Annotated in this window: 8 protein-coding genes; 3 read left to right on the top strand and 5 right to left on the bottom strand. The window is 59.1% G+C overall.

Annotated features, from left to right (window positions below; genetic code table 11):
- Positions 1–39 precede the first annotated feature (39 nt).
- Both hflK and hflC read left to right on the top strand, forming a co-directional pair.
- Positions 40–1,020, top strand: a complete 981-nt coding sequence (hflK, locus tag SCM96_09735) for an FtsH protease activity modulator HflK (GenBank protein ID MDW7760906.1) — start codon at positions 40–42, stop codon at positions 1,018–1,020.
- Positions 1,017–1,961 carry a protease modulator HflC gene (gene hflC / locus SCM96_09730; protein MDW7760905.1) on the top strand — a complete coding sequence of 315 codons (945 nt, stop codon included), beginning with the start codon at positions 1,017–1,019 and terminating at the stop codon, positions 1,959–1,961. Before hflK ends, hflC begins: the two co-directional genes overlap by 4 nt.
- 10 nt (positions 1,962–1,971) lie before the next feature.
- On the opposite strand, the gene SCM96_09725 is transcribed toward hflC, so the two are convergent.
- From SCM96_09725 to SCM96_09710, 4 genes are all read right to left on the bottom strand, one after another.
- Positions 1,972–3,039, bottom strand: coding sequence for a D-cysteine desulfhydrase family protein (locus SCM96_09725; GenBank protein MDW7760904.1), 1,068 nt, complete (start codon positions 3,037–3,039; stop codon positions 1,972–1,974).
- 96 nt (positions 3,040–3,135) lie between these two features.
- The gene (locus tag SCM96_09720) at positions 3,136–4,371 is read right to left on the bottom strand and encodes an efflux RND transporter periplasmic adaptor subunit (GenBank protein MDW7760903.1); all 1,236 of its coding nucleotides are present in this window, start codon (positions 4,369–4,371) and stop codon (positions 3,136–3,138) included.
- Position 4,372: 1 nt separating this feature from the next.
- Positions 4,373–7,459: an efflux RND transporter permease subunit gene (locus SCM96_09715; GenBank protein ID MDW7760902.1), complete on the bottom strand. Its 3,087-nt coding sequence runs from the start codon at positions 7,457–7,459 to the stop codon at positions 4,373–4,375.
- A complete protein-coding gene (locus tag SCM96_09710) occupies positions 7,456–10,740 on the bottom strand; it encodes an efflux RND transporter permease subunit (GenBank protein ID MDW7760901.1) in 3,285 nt (1,094 codons plus the stop codon). The genes SCM96_09715 and SCM96_09710 overlap by 4 nt, the downstream gene beginning before the upstream one ends.
- A gap of 292 nt (positions 10,741–11,032) precedes the next feature.
- Between SCM96_09710 and SCM96_09705 the strand changes: the two genes are divergently transcribed.
- The gene (locus SCM96_09705; GenBank protein ID MDW7760900.1) at positions 11,033–11,887 is read left to right on the top strand and encodes an ABC transporter ATP-binding protein; all 855 of its coding nucleotides are present in this window, start codon (positions 11,033–11,035) and stop codon (positions 11,885–11,887) included.
- A 452-nt stretch (positions 11,888–12,339) separates the two neighbouring features.
- On the opposite strand, the gene SCM96_09700 is transcribed toward SCM96_09705, so the two are convergent.
- The coding region (locus tag SCM96_09700) for an ATP-binding protein (protein MDW7760899.1) at positions 12,340–12,723 on the bottom strand (384 nt) is incomplete at its 5' end.

Genomic DNA, 12,723 nt, shown 5'->3' with positions numbered 1-12,723 from the left:
GTGGTAACATAAAAACACTATTGGAGAAAGGAGGTGCGGATGAATCGCGAATACCGCCCCCAAATCAACTTGGAGCTTCCCAAAATAAGTCCCAAGGTCATTAAAGCCGTCATTACGGGCATCGTGGTCCTGGTCCTCCTCGCGGGATCCCTCTACCAGATCAGCCCCGAGGAAATCGGCGTCATTCTGAGATTGGGCAAATTCGTCCGGACGACCGACCCCGGGCTTCACATCAAGATCCCCCTGGGCATAGAGCGTCTGACCAAAGTGCCCGTCGAGCGCCAGCTCAAAATGGAGTTCGGCTTTCGGACGACACGGGTGGGCATCCGCTCGGACTATGCCACTCCCGCCGAAGCCCGAATGGAATCCATCATGCTGACCGGCGACCTCAACGTCGTCGTGGCCGAATGGATCGTCCAGTACAAGATCAAGGACGCCTACAATTACCTTTTCAAGATGCGGGACCCTGAAAACACCCTGCGAGCCATGACCGAATCCATGATTCGCCGCGTGGTCGGAGACAGTTCGGTCGACGAAATCCTGACCGTGGGCCGGGCCCGGATCGCCATGGAAGGCAAGATTACTCTGCAAGAGCTCTGCGACGACTACGAAATCGGGATCGACATCAACCAGCTCATCTTTCAGGACGTCAATCCTCCCGACCCCGTCAAGCCGTCCTTCAACGAAGTCAACCAGTCCATCCAGGAAAAAGAGAGAAAAATCAACGAAGCCTGGTCGGAATACAACAACGAAATCCCCCGCGCTTCGGGCGAAGCGGAACAGATGATCCGGGGGGCCGAGGGATACCTGGCCGAAAGAGTCAACAACGCCCTCGGCGATGCGGAGAGATTCATGTCCGTGTACAGGGAATACGCCAAGGCGCCCGTGGTCACCCGCAAACGGCTTTATCTTGAAGCCCTCAACGATGTCCTATCGACCATCGACAGAAAGATCATTTTCGACCAGAGCCAGAAAAATATCCTGCCCCTTCTCAACCTGGGCGAGGAGGTGAAAAAATGAAGGGCTCCAAACAAACCCTGATCATCGCGGTTCTCGCCATTGGCCTGATCCTCGTTCTTTCCGACGCGCTGTTTATCGTCACGGAAACCGACCAGGTGATCATCACCCAATTTGGCGAACCCAAGGGCGATGCCGTGACGGCACCCGGTGTCCATATCAAGGCTCCCTTCATCCAGAAAGCTCATTATTTCGAGAAACGCTGGCTGGAATGGGACGGCGACCCCAACCAGGTGCCGACCCGGGATAAAAAATACATCTGGATCGACACCTATGCCAGATGGCGCATCAGCAATCCCCTGGTGTTTTACCAGCGGGTGCGTGACGAACGCGGCGCCCAATCGCGGCTCGACGACATCATCGACGGCGAGACGCGGAACGCCATCGCCAGACAAGACCTCATCGAGATCGTCCGGACGTCGAACCGGGAATTCGAGGAAACCGAGGAAGCCGTGATCCTCGACATTATCGAGCCGCTCGAAGAGGTCAAGCTGGGCCGCGACCAGATTGCCCGGATCATTCTCGAGAAATCCGCGGCCATCACCACCGAGTTCGGCGTCGAAGTCAAGGATGTCCAGATCAAGCGCGTGAACTATGTCGACGACGTTCAGCGCAAGGTCTTCGAGCGGATGATCGCAGAACGGCAGCGGATCGCCTCGAAGTACCGCTCGGAAGGCGACGGCCGGAGCGCCGAAATCCGGGGGCAGAAAGAGCGCGAACTCAAGCGGATCACGTCCGAAGCCTATCGCAGGGCCCAGGAAATCATGGGTAAGGCCGACGCGGAGGCGACTTCGATCTACGCGCGGGCCTACAATCTCGACCCTGAATTCTACCAATTCATGAAAACCCTGGAAACATACAGGACGACCCTGTCCAAGCAGACCTGGCTCGTGCTTTCGACGGACAGTGAGTTCCTGAAGTACCTGAAGAGTTCCGGCCGCTAGGAAGCGCGCCTCAAGAGAGAAAATCCAGGAGCGCTTCGCGGTAAGGGAAGAGGGCCGGCGTGCCCCCGGTGTGGAAAAAGACGACAGCCTTGCCGGGAGGGAAAGTTCGAGCGCGTACAAAATCGATGAGTCCGGCCATGGCTTTGGCCGTATAGACCGGATCGAGCACAAGCCCTTCGCGGATGAAGACCGCCCGGAGCGCCTCCGATGTCGCTTTGTTCAAAATGCCGTATCCTTCTCCAATGTGGGTGTCGTCGACAATGATGTCGGCGGCGGAAACATTCAGTCCGAGCCCCAGGAATTGATCTGTTTGAACCACGATCGTCATAACCTCGCGGCTGAATGAGACCGCGGGATCGGACACGCTGACACCCGTGACCCGGCATTCCGGGGCCAAGGCTTTGGCGCCCACGACAAGTCCGGCCTGAGTTCCCCCGGACCCGGTGGCATGGACGACATGCCCGACCTCGATTCCCGCCGCGTCGGCTTGCTCCAGCATCTCGGCAAACGCGTTGACGTAGGCGACTGCACCCAGCGGGTTTGTCATGTCTCCGGCGAGCCAGGACCCTCCGACCGAGACGAGATAAGGCTTCCGTCCCCGAGCGCGAAGCTCCTCCGCGATCGGATTCAAAATTTCGAGCGCCTCGGCCGGTTTGATGACCTTGCCTTTGACACCCTCGACAAAACGGATATCCGCCTGAAGAACGGTGTCGAGGAGCAGGTTGCCGTCCCGCTCGATATCGCCCAAACCGAACAGCACTAGAACGGGTTCCAGGCCGATCATCCGGGATGAGGCAGCCGTCTGAAGACACCAGTTCGACTGGCGGCCTCCCCAGGTGAGGATGGTATCGGCCCCGGCTGCCCTGGCATCGGCCAGGATGTACTCGAGTTTCCGGGACTTGTTCCCGCCCAGAGCCATGCCCGTGAGGTCGTCGCGTTTGACGTAAATCGGCGGCCCGCCCAGCCATTCCGAGAGAGCCTCCAGCTTATAGAACGGCGTCGGACCGTGAACGAGCGGGATGCGGGGCAAGCGATCAAGAACTTTTTTTATGTCGGAAATCGCATAGGGAGCAATCATGCGGAACCTCCGGCGCTTACGATATCAAAATGCACCACCGAACGCAAAGCCGCGATCGACAGCGGTAGTATTGCGGCCCAGCGATTGTCGGTGGGCTTACTCGACGATCCGGACGCGGGCGTCATGGGCAAGGGTGAAGTGCCCCTCGACGATGACCATTTCGCCCTCGGCGACGCCCTCCCGGGCCTCGACGAAATCCTCGTTCTCCAGCCCGGCCTCGATGTAGCGCCACTTGGCCGTCCCCTCCTCGACGACGAAGACGAGTTTGCGCCCGCCCCGGACGAGAACGGCCGCCTGGGGAACAAGAAGCTTTCCGGGATGGATTTCCGACGTGATTTCAACTTCGGCGTGCATGCCGGGCTTGATGAGTTCGGACGGATTGTCGACGGCGATGTGAACGGCGCACGTCCTGTCCTCGGGATTGATGACCGGGCTCACGGCCTGCACCCGCCCCGTGAAGATCCGGCCGGGATAAGCGCTGAATTTCAGCCCGGCTTCGCGACCTGTTCTGATCTTGCCCACTTCGCTCTCCAGAACCCGGGCCCGGACCTTGAGGGACGAAATGTCGACGAGCGTGAAAAGCTCCTGTCCCGCGGAGACATGCTCGCCCGGCGAGATCCGGACATCCGTCACGATTCCCCCGAATGGCGCCCGGATTCGTGTCTTTTCGAGGTCCATGCGGGCGATCTTGACGTCGATTTCAGCCTGGGTCAAACCCTTGGCCGCGGCCTGGATGTCGTCTTTTTTGATGCCCGATTCGATGAGCGCGGTTTCGTAATCCCTCCGGATCCGGTCGAACTCCTTTTGGGACATCATTCCGGACTCGAAGAGGGCGGCCGCTTTTTTCATGTCGTCCTCGGCCTTCCGGACGCTCTCGGGCGGCGGAGAGCCGTCATCCCGCCGGGCGGGCGCAAACCGGCTTTCGAGGAGAAGCTCGGAGAGATACTTCAACCGGACGGCGTCGAGCCGTTCGACGCGGAGCGCGAGTTCGCTGTCGTCCAAAGCGACGAGAACATCCCCTTTTCGGGCCCGATGTCCTTCGGCTACGGCCAGAGTCCGGATTTTTCCCGTGGTTTCGGCCTTGACCGTGACGCGGCGCTCCGTGAAAGCCTCGCCCGGCGATTTCAGCCGGATGACGAGGTCGTCCCTTCTCACCGGGAGAGCTTTGACGGGAAGCGGCGTCTCTTCGGCCGCGGAACGTCCGGCTCCGGATACGGCTTCGGTTTCGCCCGCTTTATCGACGGATTTCGGCCGAACGACAAAGGCATAGACGAGAGCGGCCGCGATGAGAACGACCAGCCCCAGGAGGAGAGTTGTTTTCTTGAATGTCATGTCAAAGCAGCTCCCTTCTTTGATACGCAATCTCGGCCATCCTGGCTCTGAACCAGAGCCGGAGTCTTTCCCCCAGAACATAGAATATGGGGATCACCGCCAGGATGAAAATTGTCGAACTTGTGAGTCCTCCGACCGTCGCCAGAGCCAGCGAGGACCAGATTCGGCGCCGCCCGACCTCCACCTGGATGAGGATCAGGGGAAGCATGGCCAGGATTGTGGTTCCCGCCGTCATGAGGATGGGCCGCACCCGGTCTTTCGAACCCTGGACGACGGCCTCGATCAGCCCGAGTCCCTCCCGCCTGTTCCGGTTGATGCGATCGACAAGGAGAATGGAATTGTTGACGACAATGCCTCCGAGCAGAATGACGCCGATGTAAGCCGAGGAATCGAAGGCGAAGCCGGAGATGACGAAAGCCACAAAAACCCCGCAGAGTGCCAGGGGAACGGCTAAAAGAATATAGAACGGCTGCAGGAGAGATTCGTAGAGGGCGGCCAGGATCATGAAAATGAGGACGAGGGCGGCGATCGCGGCCAGCCCGATCTGGCGCTTTTCCTCTTCCGTCATGCGCCAGGGCTCGTCCAGGACGGCCGTGAAGCCCGGCGGCAGAGTGAGGCTTTCAAAGACGGCTTTCCGATAATTGCTCGCCGCCTTGGAGGGACCCCGGAACTCCCACATGACCGTTTGCTGGAACTGCTGGTTCTCCCGGTCGATGGACCCGGCGATCGGTCGCTCCTCAAGCGAGACCAGCATGCCCAGCCGGACGTGTTCGCCGTTCCTGCCCGTGATCAGGCTGTCCATGAGAGCCGGAATGTCCATCGTTTCCGCCCTGGGAAACTTGATGGAGACGGCCAGTTCCCGGCCCTCCGTGCGCCAGCGGACGGGCGTCTGGATCCGCCCCCGAAGGAGAGACTGGATGTGAGAGAAAAGGCCTGCGGGATCGATGTTGTGGACCTGGAGCGCCTGCCTGTCGAGGATCAGCACGTTTTCGAAGGAATCGGTCCCCCGAAACCAGCCATAGCGGCTGGAGACCGTCCGAACCTCACGAATCCGGGGATTCTGAGTCAAGCGTCTTTCGAGATCGCCCGTGATTTCCTTGAGTTTCTTCAGGTTGTAGCCGTAAAACTTGATGTTCGAATCGTAATAGGTTCCCGCTCCCATGCTCGAAAAAAAGGCCTGGGGATCGAATCCGGAGACACCGATGGAGATGCCGGCGAACTGGGTCGCGATTTGAATGAATTCCTCCTTCAGTTGATAGGGGCGGTAGGACATTTCGATCTCCGGGGGGAATGTGACGACAAGATAAGCCCTCTCGGGGCTGACCTGGGTGTTGATGTCCTTTTCGTAAGGCTTCTCGAGTCCCTTGGCTTCGAAGGTCCGGATGACCTCGTCCGTCGTCTCGATGCTTGTCCCCGGCGGCATGCCGAGGCTGACTCTCAGCTGGTCGCGGGAATACCATCGGAAAAATTCGCCCAGGGGCACTTCCTTTCTGAACCAGGAGTAGCTTCCATAGAGAAGGGCGGAGACGACGAGAATGACCGCGACGGGATGGCGGACCAGGAATGCGACCAGGTGTCCGGTCGTCTCCCGGAGTCTCCCCTTTCGGTGATCCCGCCGCATGGCCAGCAGTTTGGGACTCAAAGCGGGAATCAGCGTGAAGGAGACGAGCATGGAGACGGCCAGCGCCGAGGAGATGACGACGGCCAGAGGAAGATAATAGATCTTCAACCGGCCCTGGAAAAACGGGAAGGTGAAAAAAACGCTCATCGTGGTCAGCGTCGAGGCCAGGACGGCGATGAACACCTCGCGGGGCCCCTGGATTGCGGCCTCGGCCGGGGGCAGGCCGCGCTCCCGGAGCCTCAGGATGCTTTCGAAGACGACGACCGAATTGTCGACGAACAGACCCAGCCCGAGGGCCAGGCCTCCGAGCGTCAGCATGTTGATGGACACGCCGAAACCGTAGACGAGATTGAAGGTCAGAAGAACGGAAAAGACGATGGAGGACAGGACGAGAAGCGACGGCCGGATGTTTTTCAGGATGATCCGGACCAGAACGAACAGCACGGCGAAAATGATCAGGACGAGAAGGCCGAGCTCGCGGACGCTCTTCAGGATCTCCGCGCTCTCGTCGTCGACGGGGCGGAAGACCAGGTCGGCGGGCAGTTCCCGGCGGACCTCGGCCAGGCGTTCCTTGACCTGGCGCGAAACGCCGAGCGTGCTCACGCCCTTTTCCTTGTGGACGGTCAGCCGGAGGGTGGGCTGTCCGTTGATCCGGTTGATGCTGCGGATTTCGCCGTAGGTCGGAAACACGGCGGCCACGTCCCGGAGAAGAATCGGCACGCCGCCCGAACGTCCGACGATCATGTTTTCCAGGGATTTCCGGTCGCCCAGAAAGCCGGCGATCTTGAACAGGTATTCCTGTTCCCCCCGCCGGATTTTCCCGGCCGGGAAGGTCTGATTCCACCGGTTGAGGGCCGCCTGCATATGGAAAGGCTGGATCCGCAGGGCCGTCATCCTGTCGTGGTCCATCTCGATCCGGATTTCGGGGTCGGAACCCCCGCTGACTTCGACGGCCTTGACCCCCCGGACGGATCCCAGCTTGTGTTCGAGGGATTCCTTGAGCATGGTCCGGAGCTGTTGCAGGGTGTAGTCGCCGGATATCGTGTATTGGAGAAAGGGCCGGGTGCTGAAATCTTCGGGCACATAGGGAATGATCTGCGGCCGCGTCGCGCTCACCGGCAACTCGTGACGGAGGCCGGCGATTTTTTCCTGGAGGGCCAGGGCGGCGAATTCCATGTTCGTCTTCAGGTCGAATTCCAAAGTGATCAGGGAATTTCCGATGGACGAGCTCGAGGTGACCTTGCGCACGCCCTTGACCCCCACCGCAACCTCTTCGAGCAGGGATGTGACCTCGGTCTGGATGATTTCGGGCGGAACGTCGGGCCAGAATGTCTGGATGCTGATTCGGGGATAATTCTCGCTCGGAGCCAGTTCCAGCGGGATGTTCATGAACGAGTAGACGCCCAGGAAGGCCGCGGCCAGAAAAAGCATGACCGTCGCAACCGGACGTTCGACGCAGGCTTTCACCGCCGCCTCCGGTCCTTCCAGCCTTCGACGATCTCATAAATGACGGGGATGAGAATGAGGGTCAGAAAGGTCGAGGACAAAAGCCCGCCGACGACGGCGATGCCCAGGGGGCGCAGAAGTTCGGACCCCTCCCCCAGCCCGAGAGACAGGGGGATCAGGGCGAAAATCGTCGTGGCCGTGCTCATCAGGATGGGGCGGAGACGAACGGCGCTGCCCTCGAGAACGGCCTGCCGGAGCGGGAGTCCGCTTCTTCGAAGCTGATTCGTGAAGTCGATCTTGACGATGGCGTTGTCGTTGACGATGCCGACAAGGACGACGATGCCGATGATCGAGACGATATTGAGCGTCTGTCCCGTGGCGGCCAGAAGCCCAAAGGCCCCGACCAGGCCCATCGGCACCGTGAACATGATGAGAAAAGGATGGAGCAGGGATTCGAATTGTGCGGCCATGATCATGTAGACGAGGAGAACCGACAGCAGGAAGGCCGTGATCAGGCTCCGGAAGGAGCGCGACATCTCCTCCTGCTCGCCGCTCGGAACGACGCGGACGCCGTAAGGAAGATCGAGCGCCCGGACCCGCGCCTCGACTTCGGGAAGAATGCGGCTGAGGCTTGTGCCGCGGAGATTGGCCGTGACCGGAATTTCCCGCTGCTGGTTTTCCCGCCGGATCTCCTTGGGTCCCCGGCCGATCTCCCAATCGACGAGCTCGCGGAGAGGAATGGATCCTTTCCGGTACGGCAGGCTCTGGTCGAGAAGCCTGTCGGCGCTTTCCCTTGTCCCCCGCTCCATGCGGACGACGATATCGTGCTTGCGATCGGTTTCCTTGAGCTGGGTGGCCGTCCGGCCGCGAACGGCATTGACGAGAAAGGTGCTCACGGCCTCCGGAGAAAGCTCGTATTTTTCAAGGGCCTGACGCCGGATGCGGACCAGAAATTCGGGTTTTCCCTCCTCCACGGCGGCGATGACGTCGGCGACTCCGGGAATGCCGCGCAATTCCTCGGCCAGGTCCAGGGCCACGGCTTTCAGGACGTCGAGATCGTCCCCGCGGACCTTGAGGCCCAGTTCGGCCGAACCCAGGGCCAGGAACTGGGCCATGGTCGCCTGTTCGCGCACGATGGACAACTCGATATCGGGATAATCCCGGAATCGCGCGCGCAATCTCTCGATCGCCGGATTGAGATTCCGCGAATGATCCAATTGGACGGCGATCTTGGCCGAATTGAGGGAGACATCGGGACTGAAGCTTTCCATTCCGGAGACGAGACCGATCTGCGAGAAGAAGAATTCGACCGCCGGATCGGCGGCCAGCCATCCCTCGGCGAGACCGACGAATTCCTCGGTCTGTGCGTAGGAATAGTCGACGGGGGTCCGCAGAAAAACTTCGAAGGCGGAGACCCGGAGCCGCGGCATGAGTTCCCGGGGAATCCAGGCGCCGAGAATGAGAGTCAGGGCGAAAAGCACGGCGGAGACGCCGAGGATCCGGGCTTTGTGATTGAGGCTCCAGAGAAGGAAGACGTGATAGCGGGAGGCGAATCGGCCGTAGGCCGAATTGAAACCCCGGCCGACAGCCCTGAGAAGGGGTCTTATGGGGAAAGTCAGGTAATGAAGAACAAGTTGGACGAGTTGAAGAACGAATCCGAAAAGCAGACTCAGCAACCAGCCGATCCCCTTGAAGAGGAGACGAAGTCCGCGCCGCACAAAGCGGACGACGGCCGCCGGGATGCGGAGCAGTCCTCGGGACTTCGGCTGTTTCGGTCCGCCGGCGGGAGCTGGTTCTCCGGCAAGGTCTTCGGCGGAGAGCGGACTTGCCGCGGTTTTCGTGCCCCGCGAAAGCAGCATGGGAATGAGCGTCAGGGCGACGAGGAGCGAGGCCAGGAGGGAGAAGGTCACGGTCAGCGCGGTGTCCCGAAAGAGCTGTCCGGCCACGCCGCGGACGTAGATCACGGGCAGGAAGACGACGATCGCGGTGAAGATCGTTGCGCTGACGGCCATGCCGACTTCCTTTGTGCCGACATAGGCCGCGTCGGCCGGCGACTTCCCCTGGCTCCGGTGCCGGAAGATGTTCTCGGCGACGACGATGGCGCAGTCGTCGAGCATGCCGACCCCCAGAGCCAGCCCCCCGAGGGACATGATGTTGAGTGTAATGTCGCGGAGAAAGAGGATGTTGAACACGGCCATGATGGAGATTCCGATGACGGCGAAAATGGTGAGAGCCGTCCTCAAGTGCTGGAGGAAGATCAGGAGAACGAGGAAAGCCAGGAGGCCGCCCTGGAGGACCTCGTCCTTGACCGACGCAACGGCCGTTTCGATGTAGCGCGCCTGTTCCGAGACGATGAAAATTTCGACCTGGGGATATTCCCGGGTGATCCGGTTCAGGGTGTCCTTGGCCGTCCGGGTGACCGCGACGGTGTTGGCGCCGGATTCCTTGCGGATCAGAAGCCCGACGCTCTCCTTGCCGTTCAACCGCGTCGCGCCCTCGCGCTCCTTGACGGAATCCTCGACCCGGGCCACGTCGCGGAGACGGACGACGCCGCGCCCGGGCGTCGTCGCCAGGGGAATGTCGCCCAGCTCGCCGGCATGGGCGAACTCGCCGATCACGCGCAGGGCGTAAGAGAACCGGCCCTTGAGGATGGTTCCGCCCTGGAGATTGCGGTTGAAGGCGTCGATACGGGAGGCGACCTGGTCGATGGTCAGCCCGTAGAGGGACAGAAGCCCGGGATCGGCCTCGACGTGGATTTCCCGGACCGCGCCGCCCACGACTTCGGCCGATCCGATGCCGTCGAGCTGTTCGAGGCGCGGCTTGACGAGCTCCTCGGAGAATTCCTTGAGTTCGAGGAGGGAGGCCCGGCCGCTTACGGCGGCGACCATGATGGGCCGTGTCTGGGGATCCAGGGCGATAAGGGTCGGCGTCTCGGCGCCCTCGGGAAGACCGTAGCGGGCGGCGTCGAGCCTTTCCCGGGTGTGGAGCATGGCGAAATCCATGTCCGTGCCCCAGACAAACTCGAGGGTCAGGAAGGACACGCCCTCCCGGGACAGGGATTCGACCTTGCGCAGCCCGGGAACGCGGCTGACGGCGGCCTCGAGAGGCGCCGTGACCATGGTTTCGATCTCCTCGGGCGCGACGCCGGGAAAACGCGTGAGAACGGACAGCCGGGGATAGCTGATATCCGGCAGAAGATCGACGCTGAGCTGGCGCAGGGAGACAAACCCGATCAGGATGACGCCGATGTAAAACATCATCGTCGTCACCGGGCGGTCGATGGCGGTTCGGGCCAGTCTCATGTCGTTTTCGCCCGGAGGCCGCCTCCGGACCTTCTCTCAATACAAAGACGCTCGAACACGGAGAGTTGCATCATCACCTCGATATCCCTGAGACTCTCGATCAAAAAATGTATAACACAAAACGCCCCAGCTTGTCACGTTTGGAACTTGGCCCTATCCAAGATCATCCCCACTCAAGGCTTTGAGTTTATCTTCTGTTTGCTGATTCTGCTTCATCTGCATTGGAAATTGACGTTAGCAGTACTCCCGGGGCCTCCGGATCGCAAGCCGGGATGTCTTAGAAAAAAGCGCAATGCTCTCCATCTCGTCTTTCTCCGGCGAAGGGCTTGCCTTGCTCGGGGCTTTGGGGGGTTTTGTTGTTCTCTGGTACGGAGGAGGCGAGATGATCAGGGACAACTTCACCATCGGAGGCTATGTGGCCTTTGTCGCGTATCTCGGGAAGCTTTATGGCCCCACCCAAATTGTGGCTTCGCTGGGCCTGACAATCCAGCCGGCCTTGAGCGCCTTGGACAGGGTCAAGGAGCTCTTCGACTTCATCATCCATCCCGGAGAGAACGTCGTTTTCGCCGGGCCGAACGGATCGGGAAAAAGCACGATCATCAAGCTGATATTGGGACTTTATCCCGTTGATTGGGGAAAGATATTCATTGACGACCACGATATCAACTCCTTGGCGCTTTCGAGCTTGAGGGAAAGAATCGGCACGGTTTCCCAAAATTGCTTTCTTTTCAATGACACTATCAGGAACAATATCCGATACGGCAATCCGAATGCCGGGGAAGAGGAGATCGTCGAGGCGGCCAAAAAAGCCGGTGCGCATGACTTCATCATGAAGCTGGAGAAAGGATTTGATACGGAGATTGGAGAAACGGGGAAAAAGCTCTCAGGGGGAGAAAAACAGAAAATCGCGATTGCCCGTGCGTACATAAAGAAATCGGATGTCATTATTGTGGATGAGATGGCAACGCATTTGGATTGCGGCTCAGAGGAAATGATCTACGGCGCTTTAGCAGATGGATATGCGGACAAGACATGTATCATTATTGCTCACAATGCCGATGTCATTCGAATGGGCAATAGAGTCTTGGTAGTGGACCAAGGGAGAATCATAGAAAAACACCCCGCGCCAAATACTGCGAATATATGAAAGATGGCCAGGAGATCAGGCAATTCCATTTGTTTCTGGATGGCGAAAGAGAAAGAAAACAAGAGATGTTACACAAAAACTGCGTATATGGCTAATAATAAAGAAGATAATGGAAATATGTGTAACATGTAACACTCAGGGAGCAAGGTTACATGCCATATTTACACATTGAAAATGGTTTATATCATTTAATATCTGCAGGATAAGGCTTTCTCACTGCTTCAAAAAAGAATGATTACTGTAACATATTGCCAAAAAGCATACTTAAAGGGATTCCTGCTATATCAATGATAATAATACAATTGCATTGTGCTCTTCAAATGGCATGATTATTGCTTAATTATTTGCTGAGATTCTCAAAAGGATGCATATTCCGATGATCTCGGCCAGGTGTTCCGAGGGAAGCCGGCCAGGCATCGGAGCGAAGCGACGGCGGGCATCAATCTTGTACCTTAGTGGCCGGCTTGGGTCAAGGATTTCGTCGTTTTCCGCATTGATTCTCCCTTCAGGTTGAATTGGTAGGCTTGATGGACGAGCCGGTCCATAATGGCATCGGCAAGAGTCCGGTCGCCGATCATCTCGTGCCAGGCCGCCACCGGCAGTTGACTCGAGATGATCGTCGAACGGCAGTTGTAGCGATCCTCCAGGATTTCCAGCATATCCCGCCGGCTGGGATCGTCCAGCGGGGCCAAGCCCCAGTCGTCGATCACCAAAACGTCCAGCTTGAGCAGATGGACCAGGATTTTGCCGTACCGGCCGTCGACGCGGGCGACGGCCAGGGCTTGGAGCAGGCGGGGCATCCGGTAGTATTGGGCCCGGTATCCTTCCCGGCAGGC

It is taken from the genome of Acidobacteriota bacterium (assembly GCA_033549365.1).
In the GTDB taxonomy this organism is placed as follows: Bacteria; Acidobacteriota; Aminicenantia; order Aminicenantales; family Saccharicenantaceae; genus JAWSUF01.
Note: the sequence above shows the minus strand (reverse complement) of the source record. Positions and strands in the feature narration are given on the sequence as shown.